Origin of the sequence: Pseudomonas sp. MWU16-30317 (assembly GCF_020515695.1) — a bacterium.
GTDB lineage: Bacteria > Pseudomonadota > Gammaproteobacteria > Pseudomonadales > Pseudomonadaceae > Aquipseudomonas.
Genome location: NZ_JAIWJA010000004.1, coordinates 161,822 through 185,371, shown reverse-complemented (window position 1 = coordinate 185,371; position 23,550 = coordinate 161,822). Strand labels below are relative to the sequence as shown.

Genomic DNA, 23,550 nt, shown 5'->3' with positions numbered 1-23,550 from the left:
CCTGCAGTTACGACGAGAGGCTGCAAGCAAAGGTTCGAACTTCGTAGATGAAGACTGCGCTGCCAAGGCGGATTCAGGACGGTCAGTCCAAATTGATCGGATCCACTGGCGGCAGGACCTCAAGTCTGGCGTGCGAGCCTAATCCGCGTATTTCGTTGACGGCGTACAGCAGCACCATCTGGAATGCCAAGGAGTTTTGCAGCTCCTTGGGCGTCAGGCGCCGCTCCACGCTTTGGTGTACAGCGGGGTCGGTGAGGACCAGCCGCAAGCTGCTGCCCTGTCGTTCACAGGAATGCTTCAGTGGTGGATCCAGGCTGTCGAGCACTTCTTCGATTGAGGCCATTGTCGATTCCTTGATAAGGCGGGGGGACAGCCATTCATGTTTGACGAATGTTCTGCCAATTGAGAAATGTCGCGAAGGCTGGCGCGATCCGATCCAAATATTTGACCTGCGTGCGGCGATATCGATCCGACCATTGGACGGAAATAGCCGGTCTGCCATTCGGCTGACGAAACGGAATAAGGGTTGCACGGCCCCGCTCGCCGGAGGGCGCAGATACCGATGCACTGAGGAATATCCCTCCTCATGGCAAGGCCACCGATGGCCCTCACACGACCGCGCACGCCCCATGACGCAACAGCCAGCTGGCGAACTCCGCCGCCGGCAGCGGCCGACTGATGAAATACCCCTGACCGGCATCGCAGCCCGCGTCGCGAAGAAACTCGTACTGGGCACGGGTCTCGATGCCTTCGGCGGTCATGCGAAAATTCATCGCGCGCTTGAGGGCGATAATCGCCTGCACGATCGCCACGTCGCCCTGGTCGTTAGGCAGATCGCGGATAAACGCCTGATCGACTTTGAGGTGGTCGATGGGCAGGCGCTTGAGGTAGGCCATCGACGAGTAGCCGGTGCCGAAGTCGTCGATGGCAGTGGTCACGCCCATGCTCTGCAATTCGCGCAACACGCCGCTGGCCGCCTCGTGACTTTCGAGCAGCAGGCTTTCAGTGACTTCCACTTCCAGCGCTTCGCCGGGCAATTGGTGACGCGACAGCGCCGCGCGCACCGTACCGACGAAATCGCTGCGTTCGATCTGCGGCGCCGCGACATTGACTGCCACCCTGTCGATCAGGCAGCCCTGAGCACGCCAGTCGCGGATGTGCTGGCAGGCCTGGTCGAGTACCCATTCGCCGATGGCGATAATCTGCCCGGTACGCTCGGCCAGCGGGATGAAATCGCTGGGCATGATCAGCCCCAGTTGCGGATCGCGCCAACGCAGCAGCGCTTCGGCGCCTTCGAGTTGGCCGTTGGACAGGTTCAGGCGCGGCTGATACCAGACCTCGAACTCGCCTTGGCCCAAGGCCCGGCGCAACGCGTGCTCCATGTCGACCCGGCGTTTGATCTGCTGGGTCATGGCCGCCTGGTAGAAGCGAAAATCGTTACGGCCCGACTCCTTGGCGCTGTACATCGCCGTATCGGCATGGCGCAGCAGGTCCTCGGCGTTGCTGCCGTCCAGCGGGCAGATTGCAACGCCGATGCTGGCGGTCACCAGCGCGGCGTTACCATTGAGATCGAAGGGCAGGGCCAGCGAACGCAACAACTGACCCACCACGTGCACGGCGTCTTCGGGATGCTCCAGGTGCTGGAGGATGAAACCGAACTCGTCGCCACCCAGTCGCGCAACCGTATCGCCACCGTGCACGCTGTCGACGAAACGCTGGGTGGCATGGCGCAGCAGCAGGTCACCCATGGCGTGGCCAAGGGTGTCGTTGATGGACTTGAAGCCGTCGATGTCGAGAATCATCACCGCCAGAAAGGAACGCTGGCCCACCACCGATTCGATGGCCTGGACCAGCCGTTGGCGAAACAGCACGCGGTTGGCCAGGCCCGTGATCGAGTCGTAGTGGGCCAGTTGCGCCAGCCGCTGCTCAGCCTGCAGGCGTTCGTTGATCTCGCCGTTGAGCTCGTCGTTACGCCGGCGCATGAGGATCTGGGTGCGGCTCATCTGCAGTGCGAACGCGGTGAATATCGCGGTGGCGAACAGGCTCAGGGCGAACACCGTGGAGTCGAGGAGGGTGAACGCCGACCAACCGCCGCGCGGTACGCCCGCCAGCTGCCAGCGCCCGCCCGGGATTTCGACGCCGGTGGTCACTGGATCGTTGTCGAAACTGCTCTGGTCGCCCCACACGGGTCTGTTCTGCCGGTCGCGCAATGCCAGTGCCAGCGGGCCGTCGGTATTCATGCCGGTGGCGCGAATCAGCGCATCGACGTCGACGGCCACCGAGACCATGCCCCAGTATTGCGTGGAGCCGGTGCCGGAAGCCTGGAACACCGGGCGCCGGTAGACCAGCGCGCGGCCGCCCTGGATCAGGTCGATGGGGCCGGTGAGGATGGGAATACCCAGCGCCCGCGACAGGTGCACCATGGGGTATTGATCGGGGATATTGCGAAAATCCAGGCCGATGAGGATTTCGTTGCCTGCCAGTGGCCAGACGTCGCTGATCACGTCCTTGGGGGCCAGGACGATGTGCTGCAACGCCGGCACCGCGGCCTTGGCCTCGTCGGTCATGCCGTGAAAATGCGCGGCGCTGATGCCGCCGTCGACGCTCAGCAGTTGGGTGATGCCTTCGGTCTGGCTGAAGGTGTTGCGCACCTGGGTCTGTGCCTGGGCGCTGAGCAGGCTCAGGCGCAGGCGGATGTCGGCGCGCTCTTCGCTGCCACGGTGTTGCAGGTCCAGCAGACCGACGAACACCGACAGCGCCAGGCCGATCAGCAAGACGCAGACCGGCAGCAGAAAATGGCCGTAGCGCCGCCACCAAGGGTCCTTGCGCGAATACGGAGAGTGAAGTCCTTTGCTCATCGATACCTTGGCGTGGGTTTTGCCTGTGCGCGGCGACATTGCCGACGACTGTGTTCATGAGGCCGACGAGCGGGCCCGGACACGTCCCTGAAGTCTTTTGTCTACAGCCGGTGTATCGGACCCGTAGCACGGTAGATGAATGAAGTTTGGCGGATTTCCGACGAACGTCCAGTTTTTGGCCAGTCAATGACCCGAAGCGTGACCCGGTTCACGGGACCTTGGGGTCACGCCAAGGGCCTTATCAGCGCAGTGGTTCACGGATCTCTTCCAGAGCGTCGATCAGGTCGTCATAGGCCACCGGCTTGCCCAGGTGCCGGGTGAAGCCGGCGCTGCGGGCCTTGAGCGCGTCGTCGTTGGCGCCATAGCCGGTCAGGGCCAGGCTGGGGGTGTCCTTGGTGTTGGGCAGCATACGCAGGGCACTCATCAGCTCGTGACCGTTCATCTTCGGCATGCCGATGTCCGATACGATCAGGTCGAACAGCTGCCGGCTCGCGGCTTCCAGCGCCAGCAGCGGGTCGCTGAAGGCAGTGACCTGGGCTTCTTCCATTTCCAGCAGCATCTGCAAGGTTTCGAGCACTTCGGGGGCGTCGTCGACCAGCAGCACCGTCAAGCCCTTGAGGCGCCCGGCCTGTTCCTTGAACTCCACCGGCGGACGTTCGCACTCGTGCAGGTTCAATGGCAGCCAGAGGGTGAAAGTGCTGCCGCGGCCAATGCCGTCGGATTCGACCTGAACGCGACCGCCGTGGGCTTCGGTCAGTTGCTTGACCAGCGACAGGCCGATTCCCAGACCTTCGCGCTGATAGGTGGAGTGGGCGCCGCCGGCCTGCCCGAACAGATCGAAGACCTTGCCCAGGTGCTCGGCGCTGATGCCGACGCCACTGTCGATGATGCGCACCCGCGCCATGTCGTGGTCGCGCTCGGCGACCATCCAGATCTTGCCTGGCGACGGGGTGAACTTCAGGGCGTTGTTGATCAGGTTCCACAGCACCTGTTCGAGGCGCGTCGGGTCGGCGTCGATGATCAGTGCCGGCTCTGCGGCGCCGGGCACTTGCAGATGCACCTCATGGCCCAGCTCGTCGAGATTGACCACGTTGTGAATGCCGCGCAGCACGCTGACCAGATCGAGCGGGCCGCGCATCAGCTTGAGCTTGCCGGTGCGCACGCGGGCTTCATCGAGCAGGTCGTCGATGATCCGCGCCTGGTTGCTGACCGCATCGCGGATGGTGTCCAGCGACTTGGCCACCTGGCCCGGCTTGTTGAAGTCGGGCAAGCGGCGCAGCAGTTCGGCGTTGAGCTGGATGAGGTTGAGCGGATGCTTGAGTTCGTGGGACATGACCGCGAAAAACTCGTCCTTGAGGCTGGTGGAGCGTTGGCTCACCGCCTGGCGCATGGCCTCTTCGCTGCGGCGCAGTTCCTCTTCGGCCAGGCGCCGCTGAGTGATATCGATGAAGGTCAGCACTGTGCCGTCGATGTGGTCTTCGCTGGAGCGATAAGGCAGCAGGCGCACGATGTACCAGCGCTGATCGGTGCTGCTGACCTCGCGCTCGATCAAGTTCAGTGTCTCGAACACGCTGGCGGCGTCGCCGGCCAGGTTGACGTAATCCAGGCGATGGGTGATATCGAGCAGCGAACGGCCAGTGTCGACCGGCAGCATGCTGAAGATCTCGGTGGCGCGCGGGGTGAACCATTTGATGCGCATGCTGCGGTCGACGAACACCGTGGCGATGTCGGTGGAGGCGATGAGATTGGTCAGGTAATCGTTGATCTTGTCGGTTTCTTCAACCTTGGTCTTCAGCTCGTAGTTGACCGTGAGCAGTTCTTCATTGATCGACTGCAGCTCTTCCTTGCTGGTTTCGAGCTCTTCGGTGGCCGAGCGCAGCTCTTCGTTGATGGCCTGCATTTCTTCGTTTGAGGCCTTGAGTTCTTCGCTGGAGACCTCGGCCTGTTCGATGGTGTCCTGCAGGTGCAGCTTGGTGCGCTGCAACTCGCGCTCGAGGTTGGAGAGCACCTGGTTGTCGGTTTGCACTGCGGCCCGTACGTGCTGTTCGGCGGCATCGAGCTCGGTTTCAGCGATCAGCACCAGGGCGAACTCGCCTTCGACTTCGGCATCCTTGTAAGGCTGGGCGGTCAGCTCGATCAGGTAGGAGCGCCCCTCGCGTTCGACCTGGACCTGGCGCGAGCGTACCGCTGCGCCGCTCTGGTGCATCTGAAACAGCGCGGTACGGATTTCCAGGCGCAGGTCGGGGTGGATCAGGGTCAGCAGATTGCGGCTCAGTTCGCCGCCGACCATGCGCAGATAGCGGCCGACGCTTTCAGTCATGTGCAGGATGTCGGCGTTGGCGTCGACGATCAGGCTGGGCGGTGCGCTTTTTTCGATGGCGCGCAGGTGGATGTCGGCCACCGACAGCTTGCGCGGTGCCAGTGCCTGATCCGGCTTGATAGTGGGCTGACTGCGCACGTAGCCGCCGCGCGGCATGGTTGGGGTGCGGCGGCTGGTGGCGGTGCCGGTCTTGGCGCGGAAGATGCGGTTGCGTTTGTCCAGGGGCGCGAACAGATCGGGGCAGGCATCGGCCGATTCTGACGAGCCGAGGAACAGGTAGCCGCCCGGTCGCAGAGCGAAGTGGAACATCTGCAGGATTTCGCGCTGCACCTCGCGGTCGAGGTAGATCAGCAGGTTACGGCAGGTGATAAGGTCGATCTGCGAGAAGGGTGGGTCCGAGAGCAGGCTGTGCTTGGCGAACAACACCCGCTCGCGGACTTCCTTGCGGATGCGAAAGTGGTCTTCTTCCTTGAGGAAGTACTGACGCAGGCGCGCGGCTGGCACGTCGGTGATGATCGCCTGGTTGTAGAGGCCCAGGCGGCCATGGCTGATGGCGCGCTCGTCGATGTCGGTGGCGAATACCTGCAGCTTGGCCTGGCTGTCGTCGGCGAGCATGCGGTCGCCGAACGCCATGGCCAGACTGTAGGCTTCTTCGCCGGTCGAACAACCCGCCGACCACACGCGGATCTCGTCCTTTTCCGGCCGGGGTCCGTCGCCGCCATTGACCACCAGGGGCAGCACATCGCGCTCCAGGGCGTCGAAGGCTTCGTGGTCGCGGAAGAAGTTGGTGACGCCGATAAGCATGTCGTCGAGCAGCGCGCGGGTCTCTTCAGGGCGGTCCTGCAGGTACAGATAGTAGGCGCGCAGGTCGGGCTGGGCGGTGACCTGCATGCGGCGCTCGATGCGGCGCAGCACCGTGGCGCGCTTGTAGTGCTTGAAGTCGTGACCGGTGCCGGTGCGCAGTTGCCCGAGGATGTCCTGCAGCAATTGTTCGGCGGCCACGGCCTCGCGCTCGCTGGTAGGCCGCAACAGCGTGTCTTCGCTGGGCAATGGCAGCTGGATGAAGCGCGAGTTGTGCCAGAGCTCCACCAGTTTGGCCGGCATCTGTGCCACGGGCAGCACCAGGTCGACCATCTGCGTGGCGATGGCGGCGCGCGGCATGGCGTCGAACTCGGCATCGTCCAACGCCTGGGCCATGGTCACGCCGCCCTGTTCCTTGATGCGTGTCAGGCCCACGGCGCCGTCGGATCCGGTGCCCGAAAGCACGATGCAAAAGGCTCGCTCCTGATGCACGTCGGCCAGCGCGCGGAAAAAAAGATCGATCGCCACATGCACGCCGTTGCGCGGTTGCGGCGGCTCGATGCGCAGCCAGCCATTGTCCATGCTCAGTGTTTGCGCCGGGGAGATCACATAGACGTGGTTGGCTTCGATGGGCACGCCTTCGCTTACTTGCAGCACTGGCATGCGCGTGGAGTCCTGGATGATCTTGCCTGCGACGCTCTGGTGATCGGGGGACAGGTGCAAAATGACCACGAAGGCCATGCCGGTATCGCGCGGGGCGTACTCGAAGAATTCCTTGATGGCCTGCAGGCCGCCGGCCGAGGCGCCGATGCCGACCACCGGGAACGCCAGGCTGCTGGAAGGGCGGTGATCACGCTGCACAGCGCTGGAGGACGTCGTTGTCATTGGCAGGCCTTGGGTCGGCAGGCGAGGGTGCGCGCTGCTCGCAATGGAAAATATCCGCCAGCATATAGCGCGCGGGGCGGATTTGCGAAAAGCAGTGCGCGCCGGAGCCGCTGGCAGCGGGACGGGCCTGCCGATTACCGCCCCTTGGAGCGCTTGCGGACGCGATCAGGGCGCGTCTTCATCCTCGATCAGAGGCACCAGCGCGTCCTTTTCGATGGACCCCGGGTCTTCATTGCCCGGATCGTTGATCAGGTCTTCGTCATCGGGATCGGCGGGATCGGGGACGGCATCCGGTGGGCGGGGAAGAGTCATATGCGTAGCGCTCCTGCGACGGGTAGTCTGTTTAGACCAGCGCTGGGGCCATTGGTGCGTTGGGCCGGCGCAGCGCTGACGGGTGGGAATCATCTCTGTGCGGGCAGGGTCCATTGCTGACTGATCCTTCGGAGCGCTGCATGAACGTCATCACCCTGGTCCACGGCCGCGAGCGGCAACTGCGCAATCTGATTCTCGGCCTCGAACGTTCGACCCAGCCGATCGCCGGGCTGTGGGTGGTGTTCATGAATCAGCCGCCGCTGGCACTGCACAGCCCGCACTTCCCGATCCATGCGTTGCGCATTGACGAGCCTGATGGACGCTTGCCCTTGGCGCGAGCGCGCAACGCTGTGACTGGCCAGGGCGCAGAGTGGGTGTTCCTCGATGTCGATTGCATCCCGGCGGCCGACTTGATCGCCACCTATACCCAGGCGCTCCATGCACACCCGCAGGCCCTGCACTTGGGCGAGGTGCGCTATCTGCCCGAGGCTGCCAGCACTGCGCAGTGGAGCGCGGCGTCGTTGCTGCGTGACGCGGTGGCGCATCCGTTGGCGGTGCATCGGACGGCGCCGGGCACAGCCATGCCTTATGCGCTGTTCTGGTCGCTGAACTTCGCGTGCAGCGCCGCGACCTTCGCGCGCATCGGCGGCTTCGATGAGGGGTACGCAGGCTATGGCGGTGAGGACACCGACTTTGCGTTTCGGGCGCAGGCGCAAGGGGTGACGCTGTTGAGCGCCGCGGCGTTGGCCTTTCATCAATACCACCCGATGTACGATCCCCCGCTCAATCACCTTGAAGCCATCGTCGCCAACGCCCAGCGGTTTTATCGGCAATGGCAACGCTGGCCGATGGAGGGCTGGCTGCAGGGCTTCGTGGAGCGCGGGCTGGTGCGCTGGACGGCGAGCGAGCTTGAAGTGCTGCGCCTGCCCAGTCAGGCGCAGATCGACGCTTGCCTTACGACGCGGGGCTACTGACGAAGTGTTCGCGCAGGGTGTCTTCAATGATCCGTGCCGCGTGCGCGGGCGAATCAGCCATCGGGCCGCCGCGTTGCCATTGCCCAGGGTCCAGGGCGCGAGCCTGTTGCAGCAGTTGCGGCCAGTGCTCGGCAGCAGGCCAGGCATCCAGGCCGATGGCCAGGCCTAAAGCCTGCAAGCGTCGGGCCTGGTGCAGCTGTTCATCGAACGGTCGCGATTCGGCAATGGCCACATAGCGACAGCCCAGGCTGGCGGCTTCGGAGACCACGCCATCGCCGGCGCTGCCGATGACGATTTCGGCGCGGCACAGTTCGTCGAAGGGCTCAGGCACCTGGCCCAGATCGACCAAGTTGGCGGCGCACAGCCGGCCGTGGTCGGGCGCCAAGCCGATGACTCTGAATTGATAGCTTGGGCAAGCCTGGGCCAAGGCGAGCAACTCGCAAGTGCCGATGGCGGTGCCGCCCTGGCCGATGATCACCAGTACCCGGCCGGTTTCAGCGGCGGCGTTGCGGCCTTGAGGGTAACGCGACAGCCAGCCGCTGTAGCGAGTGTGGTCCACGATGGCGGGGGTGCCTGGGCGCTCGGCATCGAGGCTTTCCATCAAGGCCGGCCACGGCGCCAACAGGGCCGAGGCACAGGCATAGGCCTGCAGGTGGGCAGGGTCGTCGCGCTGACCGTGCTGGCGGATGTACACCGTCGGAACGCCCAGCAGGCGCGCGAGCAGGGCCACCTCGACCGAAACATCGACCACCAGCAGGCACGGCCAGTGGCGGTTCATCCAGTCCGTCAGCAGCGCCATGCGCTCGCGCAGGCCGTCGACGGCCAAGGGCGCGTAGTGCAGCGTGGCGAAGCGTTCGACCTGCATGCCTGGGGCGGTGTCGGCGGGCAGGTCCAGGCGTTGGAGCGGTGCCGGGAGCGGCGGCAGGTGGCTGCCGATCAGCGTGACCGGGCACTGGAGGTGTTCGGCGATGGCCTGGGCGCGGCGCCAATGGCCATGGCCGTGGTGGTGAACGTAGTAACCGACCTGAGGGGTGGCGTCTGCGCCTGAGAATGGCGCCTCAGCCATTATGGCCACCCAGCTGCGCTCTGGCCGGCATGGCTGGCGCGGTTGATCGATTGTCGCGCTGCTGTTCGGCATGGGCGGCCATCACTTCGTAGAGGAGCTTCTCGTAACGTTTGAGCATCAGCGCATGGCTCCATTGCGCCTCGGCACGTTCACGGCAGGCTACGCGGGATTTGCCGCGGGCGACGAGCAGGGCCTCGGCCAGCGCCGGCACATCACCGGCCGGGGCCAGGGCCCCGGTGTCCTCGTTGAGCAGTTCGGGCAACGCGCCGCGGGCGAAGGCGGCGACTGGAGTGCCACAGGCCAGGGCTTCGGCCACTACCAGGCCGAAGGGTTCTTCCCAGCAGGGCGTGACCAACGCCGCCGAGGCGCTGGCCAGTTCGGCGGCCAGCGCCTCGCGATCGAGGTGGCCGAGGTAGCGGATCTGTTCACTTAGGTGCGGGGCGATCTGTTCGTCGAAAAATGCCTGATCAGTGATCTGCCCAGCCAGGCGCAGTTGTACGCCGGCCTGCAGCGCTGCGGCGATCGCCAGCTGTGGGCCTTTATCGGGGATCAGTCGGCCGAACCACAGCACATGCTCGCCGACCGTGCCGCGCGGGTACCAGAAATCCAGGTCGATACCGTTGGCGATCACTTCACAGTCCGGCACCTGGGCGCGCCAGGCGCGGGCATTGGCAGTCGAACAGGTGCAGAACCAGCCGCTGCGACGCGTATTGCTCAGGGCCTCGACCAATTCGAAAAACGGAGGTGTGTGCAGCACCGTGAGCATGGGCGTGTGGATCAGCGACGCCATGGTCACGGGCACGTAGTGCAGGCTGTTGTTGAAGATCACGTCGAAACCGTAGCGGTCGATCTGCAGCAGGGTCTTGAGGTAGGCATGGTGCTCGTCGATGTACTCGCTGGCGAGCGGGCGGTTGCCGTGCTGGTAGGTGCTGTCATCGAGGATCGGTACCGCGTGCAGTTCTGCGGCGCTGGAGGAGCTGGCGAACAGAGTGACGTCGTGGCCGAGGTCGCGCAGGCCTAGCGTCGCATCATAGGTGAACGCCTCCAGGCCGCCGGGGAAGGGTTGACGAACCGGGTGTTTGAGGTGGGTGAGGACACCGATGCGCATGGCAGCTTCTCGACAGTTGTTGCTGTTCGAGGACGGCGTGGGGCAAATGGTTCGGTTTTTCAGGCGGTGGTGATGCTGATGTGTTAGCACGCGTGTTGCCAGCCTCATTCCCACAGGGTCCGTAGGGCTGGGCGGAACATGGCTGCATTTTCATCTCGTGTTTATAAAAAGAGATGTTATATTGTATCAAATTGATTCCGGAAAACCCGCCTTGAAAAACCCTCGCCTTCCTTCCATCACCGCCAGCGCGCTGGCGCGTTCGGTCAGCCAGCGGCTGATGCTGGCAATCGTCATGCTCGCCGTGCTGTGGCTGGCCATCGTCTGGGCGGTGGCCATTCCATGAGCGCCGCTATCGCCCTTGACGATCTGACCGTCGCCTACGAGCGCCGCCCCGCGGTGCATCATTTGAGCGGGCGCTTCGAGGCGGGCAGCCTGACCGCTATCGTCGGCCCCAACGGTGCGGGCAAGTCGACCCTGATCAAGGCCATCGCCGGCACCTTGCGCCCGGCGGCCGGGCGCGTCGACCGTGGCGCCTTGCCGACTCGCGAGCTGGGCTATCTGCCCCAGGCGGCCGAGATCGACCGCAGTTTCCCGTTGTCGGTCGCCGACACCGTGGCCATGGGCGCCTGGCGCAGCATCGGCGCCTTTCGCGGGCTGAGCCGGCGCCACGCCGAGCAGACCCAGGAGGCCCTGCGGGCGGTGGGGCTGGAAGGTTTCGCGCAGCGCGGTGTCGGCTCGTTATCGTCGGGGCAGTTCCAGCGCGTGCTGTTCGCCCGGCTGCTGTTGCAGGACGCGGCGGTGATCCTGCTGGACGAACCCTTTACCGCGATCGATGCGCGCACCACCGCCGACTTGCTCGCGTTGGTGCGGGTCTGGCACGGCCAGGGGCGCACGGTGATCGCGGTGCTGCACGACCTGCAGCAAATTCGCGACCATTTCCCGCAGACCTTGCTGATGGCTCGCGAGCTGATTGCCTGGGGCAACACCGCAACGGCGCTGAGCGTCGATAACTTGCGCAAGGCCCGGCAGATGGGCGAGTTCTGGAGCGCCGATGCCGAGCTGTGCGGCACGACGGGCATGGGAGGTCAGGGATGATCCTGTACACCGCGGTGGTCCAGCCGTTCGTAGAGTTCGGTTTTATGCGGCGCGCGTTGGTGGCGTGCCTGGCCTTGGGCATCGGCTCGGGGCCGGTGGGGGTGCTGCTGATGCTGCGGCGCATGAGCCTGGTGGGAGATGCCATGAGCCATGCGGTGCTGCCGGGGGCGGCGGTGGGCTTTCTGTTCGCCGGCCTGTCGCTGCCGGCCATGGGCTTTGGCGGCTTGATCGCTGGGTTGTTGGTAGCGCTGCTGGCCGGGCTGGTGAGCCGCCTGACCAGCCTGCGCGAGGATGCCAGCTTTGCCAGTTTCTATCTGACGTCGCTGGCCGCGGGCGTGTTGATCGTGTCGCTGCATGGCTCGAACGTCGATCTGCTGCACGTGTTGTTCGGCACCATTCTGGCCATCGATAACGACGCGTTGTACATGGTCGGCAGCATCGCCTCGTTTACCTTGCTGCTGCTGGCGGTGATCTACCGGCCGCTGGTGCTGGAATGTTTCGACCCCGGCTTCCTGCGCGCGGTGGGCGGCCGTGGCTCGCTGTATCACGTGCTGTTTCTGCTGTTGGTGGTGCTCAATCTGGTCGCTGGTTTTCAGGCGCTCGGCACTCTGATGGCCGTGGGCATGATGATGCTGCCGGCCACCGCTGCGCGCTTCTGGGCCAGCTCGCTGAGCGCCTTGATGTTGATCTCGACGTTGATCGCCACGCTGTCGGGGTTGATCGGCTTGATCGTGTCCTACCACGCCGGCGTTGCGTCCGGGCCGTCGATCGTACTGACTGCCAGCGCTTTTTATGGCGTGTCGGTGCTGTGCGGGCGTACCGGAATTTTGCGCAAGCTGTTTCCCAAGGCGCATTTGGCGCATTGAGTCAGGCAGAAGGATGTGTGTAGGCAGGGCCGAAAGAACACCGCAAAAAATCAGATCCAACACCCACCACCCCCGAGGAGCATCATGAAACCATCCCTGTTACTGGGCGCCATGGCAGCCGTTGCATTGTCTGCGTTTTCTCTCATCGCCCAGGCCAAACCGCTGGAAGCCGTGGCCTCGTTTACGGTGATCGCCGACATGGTCCATAACGTCGGTGGCGATCGCGTGCATGTGACGTCGCTGATCGGCCCCAATGGCGATCCGCATGTCTACGAACCCACCCCCAGCGATGCCCAGGCGCTCAAGCAGGCTGACCTGGCGTTCGTCAGCGGGCTGCATCTGGAAGGCTGGCTGGATCGGCTGATCGTCGCCTCGGGTTATCAAGGGCAACCGGTGGTGCTGTCCGACGGCATCAAGACCCGCAGCATGGAAGAAGACGGCGAGCGCGTTACTGATCCGCATGCGTGGAACAGCGCAGCCAACGCGGTGATCTACGTGCGCAACATCGTTGCCGCGCTCAAGCGTGTCGACCCGAGTGGTGCCGCCGAGTACCAGGCCAACGGCGACCGGTATATCACTCAGTTGCAGGCACTGGATGCCTATGCCCGTGCTCAGGTGCAGAGCGTTCCCCAGGCACAGCGCAAGGTACTCACCTCTCACGACGCCTTTGGCTACTTCGGTGATGCGTATGGCGTGACCTTCCTCGCGCCGCTGGGCTTTTCGACCGAGGCCGAGCCTTCGGCGGCCGACGTCGCGCGCCTGATCACTCAGATCAAGCGCGAGCGCGTCAGCGCGTATTTCTTCGAGAACTCCGGCGACCCGCGCCTGGTCAAGCAGATCGCCGCGGCCAGCGGCGCGCAGCCTGGTGGTGAACTGTATGTCGAAGCGTTGTCACCGGCGGACGGCCCGGCGGCGAGCTATGCGCAGATGTTCCGTTACAACGTCGATCAACTGGTCAAGGCGATGAAGGCTTCGCACTGACTCTGATTGATACCGAGTACGGCTCGCGGGCATGGCGTTCTTATCGGCCCCTTCGCCACCGAACGCGCAACCCTGCTCCCACACGTCGAAGACGCGACATCGGTTGAACACTGTGGGAGCCAAGCTTGCTCGCGAAGAGGCCATCGGCAGCGCCGCATGACTCGCCGAAAACGACATCATCCAGCCCTTAAACGACCGGTGGCTTAAAGGTTTCAGTGGTGGCGTCGATAGGCAGGCATCATCTGCCTGACCGAGGGGGCCGCCGTGCGCCTGCTACCAGTAAAAATCATGTCCCGTTTCAGCCTGGCGATGGCCTTGATCGTGGTCGTCAGCGCCTTGGCGATCTACACCGTCATGGTCCTCAGCGGCGAGCCCAAGCTCATCCAGTCCAACACCCAGAGTGCCGAGCAATCGGCCACGGCAATTGCGCGGCAGCTGTCGATCAAACTGGCCGAGGTGGAAGGTCGGGTCGCCGCTCTGGCCAGCCTCGGGGCAACGCTGCCGGCCGACCCCGAGCAGGTGCAGGCGAGCCTGGCACCGATCATCGACTCCCAGGGCGACAGCGCCGTGGCCGGTGGCGGCCTGTGGCCCGAGCCCAACGCGTTCACCCCGGGCGTGGAGCGCCGCAGCTTCTACTGGGCGCGCACGCCAGGCGGCTTGAGTTTCTCGCAAGAATATAACGACCCCAAGGCCGACGCCTATCAGAGCGCCGACTGGTACCAGCAAGGCAAGCGCTCCACGCCCGGCCATTGTGGCTGGTCGGATGCCTATGAAGATCCGGTCAGCAAGATCCTCATGACCACCTGCACCATTCCCTACCTGCGTGGCGGCCAGTTCGCTGGCGTGGCCACTATCGACTTGACCCTCACGGGCCTGGCCGATTTTCTCAAGGCCAACGGCAAGGTCACTGGCGGCTATGCCTTCGCGGTGGATGCCTCGGGCAAGGTCTTGTATTTCCCTGCCGGCAACGGCGCACCCGCTGCAGACGAAGCCGGCCTGACAGCTTCGGCACCCTGGTTCGCCCAGGTCTCGCAATGGCGGCAGAAGGGCAGCGGCGCTGCGCAGACGTTCGCCTTCGATACCGACAGCCGCCTCGGCAGCGCCGGCTATGTGAGCCTGACCCGCATCGACAGCACCGGCTGGGTGATCGGCCTGGTTACGCCCAAGGCGCAGATGACGGCCATCGCCAGCAAACTCACCGTGGATATCCTGACCACACTGCTGCCGGTGCTGGTGCTGATGTTCGCCCTGGCCTGGTGGGGCGGCAAGGTGCTGCTCAAGCAGCTGGACGAGACGACCGCGCAGATCGACAAGCTCAGCGAGCAGGGCGGCAGCAGCAGCGCCGAACTCGAGATCGCCCGCGAAGACGAGATCGGCGGCTTGCGTCATGCCGTCAACCGCTACGCCGGCAGCCTGCGCGGCATGCTGCGGATCATCGCCGACGAATCGCGCCAGTTGCAGCAGCAGTCCGACGATGTTGCGCGCCTGTCGGTATTGATGGCCGAGCGGGCGCAGTTGCAGAGTCAGGACAATACCCTGCTGGCCACCGCCGTGACGCAGATGTCGGCCAGCGCCGAAGAGGTCGCGAAAAATACCCAGGACTGCTCTGGCACCGCCCAGCAATCGCTGACCACCGCACGTGAGAGTCAGACCCACGTCGAGCAGAACAGCCAGGCGATCAACTCGCTGACCGGCGATATCGGCAGCGTGGCCAAGGCCATTACCCGCCTGGGTTCGGACATCGAGAACGTCAGCGAAGTGCTCGAGGTGATCAAGGCGATTTCGGCGCAGACCAACCTGCTGGCGCTCAACGCCGCGATCGAGGCCGCCCGCGCCGGTGAACAAGGCCGCGGCTTTGCCGTGGTGGCGGATGAGGTGCGCACCCTGGCGGGGCGTACCCAGACCTCAGCGGACAAGATCCAGGAAATGATGGGTGCCCTGCGCCAGGCTTCGGAAGTAGCGGTGAACACCATGGTCGCCGGCGAAGGCCGTACCCGCACGGTGGTCGAGCAGGCCGACCTCCTGGCGCAGTCGCTGGGCAGCACGGTGGTGGGCTTCGACGACATCGTGCAGCGCTCGCAACAGATCGCCGTGGCCGCGCAGCAGCAAAGCCACGTGACTCACGAGATCAACGAGCTGGCGTTACGTATACATGCCGCCAGCGAGGAGGGCGCGCGTGATGCCTCGGCGCTGAGCGAGTTGAGTCAGGGCATGCAGGCGTTGTCGCGGCGGCTGGGGACGCTGGGGGTCTGAGCTCAGGGCTCGGCTGCACTCTCGCGGGCGCAGCCAGGACCGATCAGCCGATCTTGCTCAGGTTGTAGCTGCTGACCAGATTCTGATTGCTGACGATCTCTTTTTTCATGCGATCAGTGATCTGTGCCGGGGTCATGGGGTTGGGCGTCAGGAAATTCTTTTTCTGCAGTTCGGCAAATTGCGGCAGAGCGACCATGGCGTTGATCGTTCCGATCAGCGCCTGGAGGGTCGCAGGTGGGGTGCGTGCGGGCGCAAACCAACCGTACCAGCCATCGATCACGATCTTGTCGAGCCCTTGCTCCTTGAAGGTCGGGACATCTGGCAAGGCCGCCAGGCGCGAGCTGCTGCTGACCGCCAGCACCCGAGCGCCGATGGCTTTGAGCAAGGGCGCATTACCGGCCGTGGTGACCGCTGCCGCCAGCTGGTTGTTTTTCATGTCAGCGAGGATGGATTCGGGATAGTTGTATGACTGCGCACGCAGGGCAGCCTCCTTCTCCCGCGCCAGCATCAAGGCGATCAAGTGGTTGTGAGAGCCATACACCGAAAAACCGATGTCGCGCAGGTCCGGGTTGTCTTTGACCCACGCCAGGTATTGATTGATGTTGGTGACGCTCGCCGGTACGACCGGCCCGACGCTGAACGCATAGCCGAAATCGCCCAGCGAAGCCACCGGGGTGAAGTCCTTCTGCGGGTCATACTGCAGGGACTTGTACATGGCCGGGAACAGCACCATCGAACCCGACTGCACCTGTAGCAAAGTGGCGCCGTCGGGAGGCGCCAGCTTGACGGTTTCGCTGGCTTGCTGGGTGTCGCGAGCGGCAAGGATATCCAACTGATAGCGCAGGTTGAATTGCGTGGTGAGTAGATCCAGCACTCCAACGGCTAGCCGTGTGCCGATGCTGCTGCCCTGGTTGCCGGAGGCCACGCCCCAAACCAGGCGCCCGCCAGCAGGCGCGGCAATACTGCTCTGCGGCAACGCCGCACCCAGCAGCAACAGGGCGCTGCTGGACAAGAATGTTCTGCGATCGATCACTTGAAGCTCCTTTTAGTGGTCTCGCAAATAATGACGTTGCGCCTGACTGACCGTCAGGTGATCTGACTCAAGCTGTAACTTTCGACCAACTTGGCGTAGCTGGCCATTTCGGTGCGCATGCGCGCGTGGATCTGCTCGGGCGACATCGACACTTGCTTGAGCAGCAGGCGCTGCTGCAGCGTGGCGTAGGCCGGGGTGGCCTGCACGGCGGTCAATTTTTCGCGCCACTGCTGGGCCGTGGCGGCGGGCAGATTGGCGGGGGCGAACCACGCGTACCAGCCCTGGATCTCCATGTCCTTGACCCCGGACTCGGCGAAGGTCGGCACGTTCGGCCAGCCTTGCAGGCGCTCGCGACCGGTGACGGCCAGAGAGCGTAGCCCCTTGGCGTTGGTCAGGGCGGTATTGCCCGCGACGGTGATCGCCGCCGCGATCGTTTGTCCCTGCAAGTCACCCAGCATGGCCGGAATCGATTTGTACGACTGAGGGCGGATGGCAATTTCCTTGCTGCGACCCAGCACCATGCTGATCAGATGGCTCTGAGAGCCATAGACCGAGAAACCGATATCGCGGAAATCAGGGTTCTCCTTGACCCACGCCAGGTACTGGTCGACGGTGGTGACGCTGGCCGGTACCACCGGGCCGACGGTGAGGGCGAACGAATAGTCGCCCATCAAGGCCAGTGGGGTGAAATCCTTCATCGGGTCGTAGGCCAGGCTGCGATAGAGGCTGGGGAACAGCACCATCGAGCTGGACTGGGTTTGCAGCAGCGTGGAGCCGTCGGCGGGCGCGAGTTTCACCGTCTCCGAAGCCTGCAAAGTGTTGCGGGCATCGAGGATGTCGAGGCGGTAGTCGGTATTGAATTGCTTGGCCAGGATGTCCAGGGTCGTCCCGGCCAGTTGGTTGCCGACGGCACCCGGGGCGATCCCGAATACCAGACGGCCTTTGGCGGTGTCATTGGCACGCACGATTGCGGGCAGTGAAGCAGCGATCGCCAACAGGCTGGCGCTACCGAGAAAGCTTCTACGGCTGATCATTTTCTGACTCCCTTCAAGGCTCGAAGGCCTTGGTAATCCGTCACCGTTGAATACGTCTTGATGTCCTGGCGAGGCGCCACGTGTTCGCGCATGCGCAGTGGCGGGGCCCTCCCGATTCGCCTGATTCCAACCAGGCCGGCTCAGGTCGCGCCGGCCTGCTCAAGTGAACGGTAATACCAGTATAGCCAGCGCTTGACTACTTTCCGTAAGGCCTGCCATCGGCAGCGTGCAGGCCGACGACTGGCATATCGCTATTAATCGATCCGGGCCAGTCCGTACTTTTCTACCAGCCCTGCGTAGCGAGCGGTTTCCGTGCGAATGCGCTCACGGATGCCGTCTGGCGTGAGTTTCCTCTGGCCGAGCAGCAGCTGTTTTTGCAGCTCGGTATAGGCAGGCGCGGCTTGCATGATGGCGATCTTCTCCATCAGCGGCCCCGTCACCGATGCCGGTGTCGCGCTCGGTGCGAACCAGCCATACCAGGCTCTGAGGTCCATGTCGCTGACACCCTGCTCGGCCAGGCTCGGTATAGAGGGCCAATAGCTCAGGCGTTCGGCGGTGGTCACGCCCAGCGAGCGCATTTTGCCGCTGGCCCAGTTCTCGGGTGGGCCGTTGCCAGCGGCGGTGACGATTGCCGCTAGCTGGCCGCCGAGCAGGTCCTTGATCATCATCAATGAGCCTTTGTAGGGCTGCGCTTTGATGTTCACGCCTTTGGTGCGCGCCAGGATCAAGGTCGCCAGGTGGCCATCGGAACCATAGATCGAAAAACCGACGTTGTTGAATTCAGGGTTGCTCGATACCCAGTCGAAATAGTGCGCCAGGGTGACGACGGATTTCGGCACCGCAGGCCCGACGGTCAGCGACAACGTCATCTCGCCGACGGTGGTCAGGGGGATGAAGTCCTTGAGCGGGTCGTAGCTTGCGGTCTTGTAGACGTTGGGCAGCAGGCACATGGTAGTCGACTGCGCCTGCAAGAGCGTCATGCCGTCGCCCGGTGCGACTTTGGCTGTTTCGCAGGCGACACGGGTGTTGCGGCCTTCGACGTTGTCCAGCCGGTAGCTGGGGCCACCGCTGCTGGCCAGTAGCTCCAACATCCTGGTACCCACTACGGTGCCCAGGGCGCCTGGCGGATAGCCGAACAGCATGCGCCGCTCGCCGGTATCTTGCGCCCAGCTGCTGCGCGCGCCAATCGAGGCACCGGCCAGCAAAACGCCGGAGCTGGCCAGAAAACGTCTGCGATTGATCATCTTCGACTCCCTGCGAGGTAAAGGCCTCGCTTGCAGCGACCCTTGTCGCCGATGGATTGATATTGTTGTTGTACGGCGCCTGCTGGTCGCTTGCTGTCGGCGTGTCAGTCGATCTTGCCCAGCGAGTAGGTTTCCAGCAGTCTTGCGTAGCGGGCGCTTTCGTCGCGAATACGCGTTGCGATCTGCACCGGATCCGTCGAGCCCTGCACCATCAGCAACCGCTCCTGCACTGCGGCGAACGGCACACTGGCCTGCAGGCCCTTGATGCGTTCGCGCAACGGCCCGGTGACCGCAGTCGGCGTACCCGTCGCAGCGAACCAACCGAACCAGCCGGTGATGTCCAGATCGCTGAATCCTTGTTCATATAAAGTCGGCACATCGGGCCAGTACTTGAGGCGTTCGCGACTGGTAATGGCGATCGGGCGCAAGTTCATGTGGGCGTTCTTGTCGCTGAAGTTGCTGGCCACGCTAAAGGCGGCGGCGAGGCTCTGGTTGTTGAGATCGCCAAGCATGGCCGCAGTACCTTTGTAGGGCTGGCCGCGCAGTGGCACGTCGCTTTTGCGGGTGAGGATACGCAACGCCAGATGACCCAAGGTGCCGTAGATCGACACGCCGATATTGCGGTATTCGGGATTGTCTCGCAGCCAGGCGAAAAAGCTCGGCACCGAGTTCACCGTTGTCGGCACTGCAGGGCCAAGTGTCAGGGCGTAGGTGACGTCGCCCCACGTGGCGATGGGCTCGAAATCCTTGCGTGGATCGAAGTCGAGCCTGTTGTAGATATGCGGTTGCAGGGTGAAGGAGGACGACAGCACCTGCAGCAGGGTCGAGCCGTCGGCAGGGGCGGCCTTGGCTTGCAACGACGCCAGGCGTGTATTGCGTCCTTCGACGATCTGGAGGTTGTAATGGGGGCCGCCCCCCGCAGCCAGCAGCGGCAACACGGCGTTGGCCAGTTGATCGCCAACCGCACCCAGCGGGTAGCCATACAGCAGACTCCCGCCGCCGGCAGCCTGCGCCCAGGGGGTACGCAACAGGCCGCTGGCCGCCATCGCAGCGGCGCCCTTGATGAATGTTCTACGTTTGATCATGTTCGATACTCATGCATGAAACTGCTCGAAAAATCCTTCACGCAACGACGTGTAGAGCGCTCAATCCCGTAGCTCTGCAATCAACAACTGCCAGACCCGGCGGATGGTTTGTTCGGCAAGGCTTTGCGGGGTGGCGGCGAGCTGGATCTCGCCGCGCACGCGTAACGGCAAGCCCAGGGGATTGCCTTCATTGACATCGAAATTGACCCGGTGCTGGCCCACCACCGGAACCGATTTGCCTTGATCGTTGGGTTGAGTGGCGATGGGGCCACCGTAGCGGGAACTGAGGCTGTCGGGGCTGATGAATTCGCTGGCGTTGTTGTCGATGGCCTTGAGGCTGACCCGATGGCGCGGCAGGCTCGGTTCGTCGGCGACGAACACGCCGGTGGCGCCGGTGTGCAGGCGGGCCAGTTCCTTTTCATTGACGAAGCCGATGGCGTCCAGCGCATCGCCGTGCAGCAGGCGGCCGAGGGTAGCGCTGGGTTTGACCCATTGGCCGACCTGCAGGTTGGCCGGCACATCCACCAGCAAGCCATCTTGCGGTGCGCGCCATTCGAGCATGCGCGCACGGTCGGCCAGGCCGGCGAGGTCGGCCTGGGCCTGCAACTGTTGCTGATGCAGGACCATGGTTTCGGCGCGGTCGCGGTCGTCGCCGCCGATGCGATCGAGACGCTCGCTGGCGATGGTCAGGTTGAGCTGCGCGGTGGCGCGTTTGCTGTCGAGCTCTGGCGAGTAGAAGCGCACCAGCAGGTCGCCTTTTTTTACCTGGCTGTCCGGGCGCATCGGCAGCTCCTCGATGCGGGCGTTCTCGGGCGCCTGGATGGGGGTCTCGGACTGCCAGCCGACCATGGCCGGGATCTCCACACGGCGGTCGAGCGGCAGCACCACCAGCAACAGCACCAGGGCAGCGAACACACCCAGGCCGAGGCGTCGACGGTTGCCGACACGGTCGCGCAGGCTCCACCAGTGTTGCACCGAACGCAGGATGCGCCGGCCGACGAACTGCCATAGCGCATAGGCCAGCAGCATCACCCCGGCGGTCTTGAACAGGGTCTTGTAGGCCAGCCAGGCGATGCCGCAGCTGAGAGTGATCTGGTAACACCAGGACAGCGTCCCATAGGTCACGAATAACGCCGCCCGGCGGCGCGATACCGGTTCTGGCGCTGGCTCCACCGGCCCCAGCAGCATCCGCCCGATCAGCCATTGGTTGTAGGCCAGCGCGCGCGGTTGCAGATTGTCGAGGCGCAGGGCGTCGGCGAGAAAATAGTAGCCGTCGAAGCGCGACAGCGGGTTGAGGTTGACCAGCAGGCTGGTCAGCCAGCTGGTGGTGGCGATCACGAAGGCCACGCTGCGCAGGCTGCCTTCTGGCAGCACCGCCCAGGCCAGGGTCGCCAGGCCCGCGACGAAGCTTTCCGCGAGCACGCCGCCGGCGGCGATCCACATGCGCTGGCGCGGATTGTTGAGCCTCGCGACGTCACCGAGTTCGGTATAGAGCATGGGCATGCCCATGAAGATCGACACGCCCATGTTGCCCACCCGTACACCGCGAATGGTCGCCATATAGGCGTGGCCCAGCTCGTGGACGATCTTCAGGCCGGCCAGCGCGACGCCGTAGGCGAGCATGCCGGAGGGCGAAAAGAAGTCGCTGAAAGTGCCGATGAACTGGTCCCATTGGCGGGTCGTCAGGTAGATCCCCAGCAGGGTCAGCACGCACCACACCGTCAGCACCGAGCGATGACCGATGGCTTTGACGGTAGGGATGAAATACTCGATAAACGCGTGGGGGCTCCACACCGGCAGGCGCATGGCCAACACCCGGTTGATCAGCCCGCGCAGGCCGTGGCCGCGCATGCGCTTGGCCTGGTCGGCGAGCAGCTGATAGGCCTGCTTGCCTGAGGTCTGCAGCAGATGATGGGTGTTAAGAAAACGCAACAGCCCCTCCAGCGATTCTTCGTCCAGCGTGCCGTCTTCGAAGCGTTCGTCATCCAGGGCGCGGGCCTGCTGAGCCAAGGCCTTGCGCAAGTTGCCGACGCTGCCGCACGACCACAGCGCGAGCAGCCTGACATCGTCTTCGCCGATCATGAAAAACCGGTGCTGCAGGGGGTCGTACAGGCGCCAGCGCGGGATGCCTTCCGGGCTCGGCGCTGCCTGCTCCAGGCGCAGCTCCTGGCGCAATGGCGGGAGGCCGACGTCATCGGCCAACAACCCGCCCGCCCGGACGTTGCCTGCCGCTGCCAATCCTGCAACCGCCATGTCTATACCCCCAGGAACTGGCGCACGGCGGCGATCGGCCGACGCAACAACTGAATCGCCAACGGCGCGTATTCACCGTAGACCCGCGCGGTGCCGCGCGAACCGATACGCGGGCGTTGATCACCCGCCGGCATGGCGATGGCGGTGTAGCTGGTGAGGTTGCCGCCGGTGGTCTTGGGCGTGTAGCTGACCGACTTGAGATCGGCATCGATGCCCCCCAGTGGCGAGCTCTCCAGATAGATCCCCACCGGGTTGCCAGGCTTGAGTTCGATGGCGTTGCCGGTCGACAGGTCGATGCGATAGGCGATGCGCTGCGGGTCGGCGACCTGCATGATTTCTTCACCCACCTGTACCGAGCGGCCTTCCCAGTCGCGCCGGTCGCTGTACACCGCCAGGCCAGCGCTCGGGGTATGGATCAGGGTGCGCTGCAGGACTTCCATCGTGTACTCGTAATTGACCCGCGCCAGATCATGCTCGGCGGCGGCGATGGCCAGTTCGTGCGCCGCCTCGGCGTCGTTGAACGCGGCTGCCGAGGTGCGGCTGTCCTTGGCCTGGGCCACGGCCAGTTGCTGCTGGGCGAGGACCATTTCGTTGCGCGGCTGGATGTCTTCGAACTGCACCAGCGCCTGATTGACTGCCACTTGGGTATTGGGCGCGACGAGGATGTTGCGGATCACGCCATTGATAGGCGCAGTGAGGATGTAGGGTTGATCGGCGATCACCTCGACCGGCGCCATGACGCTCAAACGCACCGGAATGAACGCCGCCGCGACCACGATAGCCACGCCGATGCCCAGGGCACGCTTGTTCAGCGGCAGGCGGTCGATCAGCCGGCGCTGACGACCGAACACCCGCAGCGAGTGGGCGTAGGTTTCCCCCAGGCGCTGCATCAGAGTCTGTTCGCGCGGGCTGAACGGCGTGTCGCGCAGCAGCAGCGCGCCGGTGTTCACCGCGCCGTCGTAGTCGCGCAGGGGGACCCACAACGCATGGCTCAGGGCGAAGTCGGCGAGGGGCGAGCGCACTGCCGCGGCGCCTGCGGGTGCACGCAATTCGAAGGCCACCTGAGCGCTGAGGAAGCCGGCTTTATCGTGTTCGCTCAGCACCCCTTGCAGCGCTTCGGCCAGGGGCGTGTGACGGTCGGCCACCGGGATGCCCGAGACCATCTTCAGCTGGAACTTGCCGCCCTTGTGGGTGCGCCGCCAGGCCATGGCCTGGCCGTAAGGCACCATGTCCTGCACGGCGTTGACCAGATGGAACAGCACGTCCTGGCGCGACGGCTGGCGGCGGATCTCGGCTTCCAGGGTGAGCAGGTGCAGCGCGGCCATGTGCGCCTTGCTGTCATCCGTCGGCGGCTGCGGCGGCAGCTGGATGTTGATGCTCAT

At 64.2% G+C, this 23,550-nt stretch carries 18 protein-coding genes; 6 read left to right on the top strand and 12 right to left on the bottom strand.

What is annotated here, in order from left to right:
• Positions 1–82 precede the first annotated feature (82 nt).
• The 4 genes from LIX93_RS13745 to LIX93_RS13730 all read right to left on the bottom strand — a co-directional run bounded on the left by LIX93_RS13745 (position 83) and on the right by LIX93_RS13730 (position 7,176).
• On the bottom strand, positions 83–343 hold the full coding sequence (locus tag LIX93_RS13745) for a hypothetical protein (protein ID WP_226504604.1): 261 nt from the start codon (positions 341–343) through the stop codon (positions 83–85).
• Between the two features lie 265 nt (positions 344–608).
• A complete protein-coding gene (locus LIX93_RS13740; protein ID WP_226504603.1) occupies positions 609–2,858 on the bottom strand; it encodes an EAL domain-containing protein in 2,250 nt (749 codons plus the stop codon).
• A 241-nt stretch (positions 2,859–3,099) separates the two neighbouring features.
• The gene (locus LIX93_RS13735; protein ID WP_226504602.1) at positions 3,100–6,864 is read right to left on the bottom strand and encodes a CheR family methyltransferase; all 3,765 of its coding nucleotides are present in this window, start codon (positions 6,862–6,864) and stop codon (positions 3,100–3,102) included.
• A gap of 165 nt (positions 6,865–7,029) precedes the next feature.
• Positions 7,030–7,176: a hypothetical protein gene (locus LIX93_RS13730; protein WP_226504601.1), complete on the bottom strand. Its 147-nt coding sequence runs from the start codon at positions 7,174–7,176 to the stop codon at positions 7,030–7,032.
• A 140-nt stretch (positions 7,177–7,316) separates the two neighbouring features.
• Between LIX93_RS13730 and LIX93_RS13725 the strand changes: the two genes are divergently transcribed.
• On the top strand, positions 7,317–8,150 hold the full coding sequence (locus LIX93_RS13725) for a galactosyltransferase-related protein (RefSeq protein WP_226504600.1): 834 nt from the start codon (positions 7,317–7,319) through the stop codon (positions 8,148–8,150).
• Here the strand turns inward: LIX93_RS13725 and LIX93_RS13720 are convergent.
• Both LIX93_RS13720 and LIX93_RS13715 read right to left on the bottom strand, forming a co-directional pair.
• Complete coding sequence (locus tag LIX93_RS13720) at positions 8,131–9,216, bottom strand: hypothetical protein (RefSeq protein WP_226504599.1); 1,086 nt, start codon at positions 9,214–9,216, stop codon at positions 8,131–8,133. The two genes, LIX93_RS13725 and LIX93_RS13720, sit on opposite strands and share 20 nt — an antisense overlap.
• On the bottom strand, positions 9,209–10,324 hold the full coding sequence (locus LIX93_RS13715; protein WP_226504598.1) for a glycosyltransferase: 1,116 nt from the start codon (positions 10,322–10,324) through the stop codon (positions 9,209–9,211). The genes LIX93_RS13720 and LIX93_RS13715 overlap by 8 nt, the downstream gene beginning before the upstream one ends.
• A 211-nt stretch (positions 10,325–10,535) precedes the next feature.
• Here LIX93_RS13715 and LIX93_RS29575 point away from each other — a divergent pair, with 211 nt between their 5' ends.
• The 5 genes from LIX93_RS29575 to LIX93_RS13695 all read left to right on the top strand — a co-directional run bounded on the left by LIX93_RS29575 (position 10,536) and on the right by LIX93_RS13695 (position 15,519).
• The gene (locus tag LIX93_RS29575; protein WP_260524785.1) at positions 10,536–10,667 is read left to right on the top strand and encodes a hypothetical protein; all 132 of its coding nucleotides are present in this window, start codon (positions 10,536–10,538) and stop codon (positions 10,665–10,667) included.
• The gene (locus tag LIX93_RS13710) at positions 10,664–11,419 is read left to right on the top strand and encodes an ABC transporter ATP-binding protein (protein WP_226504597.1); all 756 of its coding nucleotides are present in this window, start codon (positions 10,664–10,666) and stop codon (positions 11,417–11,419) included. The genes LIX93_RS29575 and LIX93_RS13710 overlap by 4 nt, the downstream gene beginning before the upstream one ends.
• Positions 11,416–12,285 carry a metal ABC transporter permease gene (locus tag LIX93_RS13705; RefSeq protein ID WP_226504596.1) on the top strand — a complete coding sequence of 290 codons (870 nt, stop codon included), beginning with the start codon at positions 11,416–11,418 and terminating at the stop codon, positions 12,283–12,285. Before LIX93_RS13710 ends, LIX93_RS13705 begins: the two co-directional genes overlap by 4 nt.
• An 84-nt stretch (positions 12,286–12,369) precedes the next feature.
• Positions 12,370–13,266, top strand: coding sequence for a metal ABC transporter substrate-binding protein (locus LIX93_RS13700; RefSeq protein ID WP_226504595.1), 897 nt, complete (start codon positions 12,370–12,372; stop codon positions 13,264–13,266).
• 288 nt (positions 13,267–13,554) lie between these two features.
• Entirely contained in the window at positions 13,555–15,519 is a 1,965-nt protein-coding gene (locus tag LIX93_RS13695) for a methyl-accepting chemotaxis protein (RefSeq protein ID WP_226504594.1), read from the top strand.
• 43 nt (positions 15,520–15,562) lie between these two features.
• Here LIX93_RS13695 and LIX93_RS13690 read toward each other — a convergent pair whose 3' ends face one another.
• The 6 genes from LIX93_RS13690 to LIX93_RS13665 all read right to left on the bottom strand — a co-directional run bounded on the left by LIX93_RS13690 (position 15,563) and on the right by LIX93_RS13665 (position 23,550).
• Positions 15,563–16,552 carry a tripartite tricarboxylate transporter substrate-binding protein gene (locus LIX93_RS13690; RefSeq protein WP_226504593.1) on the bottom strand — a complete coding sequence of 330 codons (990 nt, stop codon included), beginning with the start codon at positions 16,550–16,552 and terminating at the stop codon, positions 15,563–15,565.
• Positions 16,553–16,605: 53 nt separating this feature from the next.
• Complete coding sequence (locus tag LIX93_RS13685) at positions 16,606–17,586, bottom strand: tripartite tricarboxylate transporter substrate-binding protein (RefSeq protein ID WP_226504592.1); 981 nt, start codon at positions 17,584–17,586, stop codon at positions 16,606–16,608.
• Between the two features lie 254 nt (positions 17,587–17,840).
• The gene (locus LIX93_RS13680) at positions 17,841–18,830 is read right to left on the bottom strand and encodes a tripartite tricarboxylate transporter substrate-binding protein (RefSeq protein WP_226504591.1); all 990 of its coding nucleotides are present in this window, start codon (positions 18,828–18,830) and stop codon (positions 17,841–17,843) included.
• Positions 18,831–18,934: 104 nt separating this feature from the next.
• Positions 18,935–19,915: a tripartite tricarboxylate transporter substrate-binding protein gene (locus LIX93_RS13675; RefSeq protein ID WP_226504590.1), complete on the bottom strand. Its 981-nt coding sequence runs from the start codon at positions 19,913–19,915 to the stop codon at positions 18,935–18,937.
• A 60-nt stretch (positions 19,916–19,975) separates the two neighbouring features.
• Positions 19,976–22,168 carry an efflux RND transporter periplasmic adaptor subunit gene (locus LIX93_RS13670; protein ID WP_226504589.1) on the bottom strand — a complete coding sequence of 731 codons (2,193 nt, stop codon included), beginning with the start codon at positions 22,166–22,168 and terminating at the stop codon, positions 19,976–19,978.
• 2 nt (positions 22,169–22,170) lie between these two features.
• Complete coding sequence (locus LIX93_RS13665) at positions 22,171–23,550, bottom strand: HlyD family efflux transporter periplasmic adaptor subunit (RefSeq protein ID WP_226504588.1); 1,380 nt, start codon at positions 23,548–23,550, stop codon at positions 22,171–22,173.

Coding starts and splice junctions, on each gene's coding strand:
- LIX93_RS13745 (WP_226504604.1), bottom strand. CDS start 343: ATGGCCTCAATCGAAGAAGTGCTCGACAGCCTGGATCCACCACTGAAG.
- LIX93_RS13740 (WP_226504603.1), bottom strand. CDS start 2,858: ATGAGCAAAGGACTTCACTCTCCGTATTCGCGCAAGGACCCTTGGTGG.
- LIX93_RS13735 (WP_226504602.1), bottom strand. CDS start 6,864: ATGACAACGACGTCCTCCAGCGCTGTGCAGCGTGATCACCGCCCTTCC.
- LIX93_RS13730 (WP_226504601.1), bottom strand. CDS start 7,176: ATGACTCTTCCCCGCCCACCGGATGCCGTCCCCGATCCCGCCGATCCC.
- LIX93_RS13725 (WP_226504600.1), top strand. CDS start 7,317: ATGAACGTCATCACCCTGGTCCACGGCCGCGAGCGGCAACTGCGCAAT.
- LIX93_RS13720 (WP_226504599.1), bottom strand. CDS start 9,216: ATGGCTGAGGCGCCATTCTCAGGCGCAGACGCCACCCCTCAGGTCGGT.
- LIX93_RS13715 (WP_226504598.1), bottom strand. CDS start 10,324: ATGCGCATCGGTGTCCTCACCCACCTCAAACACCCGGTTCGTCAACCC.
- LIX93_RS13710 (WP_226504597.1), top strand. CDS start 10,664: ATGAGCGCCGCTATCGCCCTTGACGATCTGACCGTCGCCTACGAGCGC.
- LIX93_RS13705 (WP_226504596.1), top strand. CDS start 11,416: ATGATCCTGTACACCGCGGTGGTCCAGCCGTTCGTAGAGTTCGGTTTT.
- LIX93_RS13700 (WP_226504595.1), top strand. CDS start 12,370: ATGAAACCATCCCTGTTACTGGGCGCCATGGCAGCCGTTGCATTGTCT.
- LIX93_RS13695 (WP_226504594.1), top strand. CDS start 13,555: ATGTCCCGTTTCAGCCTGGCGATGGCCTTGATCGTGGTCGTCAGCGCC.
- LIX93_RS13685 (WP_226504592.1), bottom strand. CDS start 17,586: ATGATCAGCCGTAGAAGCTTTCTCGGTAGCGCCAGCCTGTTGGCGATC.
- LIX93_RS13680 (WP_226504591.1), bottom strand. CDS start 18,830: ATGATCAATCGCAGACGTTTTCTGGCCAGCTCCGGCGTTTTGCTGGCC.
- LIX93_RS13675 (WP_226504590.1), bottom strand. CDS start 19,915: ATGATCAAACGTAGAACATTCATCAAGGGCGCCGCTGCGATGGCGGCC.
- LIX93_RS13670 (WP_226504589.1), bottom strand. CDS start 22,168: ATGGCGGTTGCAGGATTGGCAGCGGCAGGCAACGTCCGGGCGGGCGGG.
- LIX93_RS13665 (WP_226504588.1), bottom strand. CDS start 23,550: ATGAGCATCAACATCCAGCTGCCGCCGCAGCCGCCGACGGATGACAGC.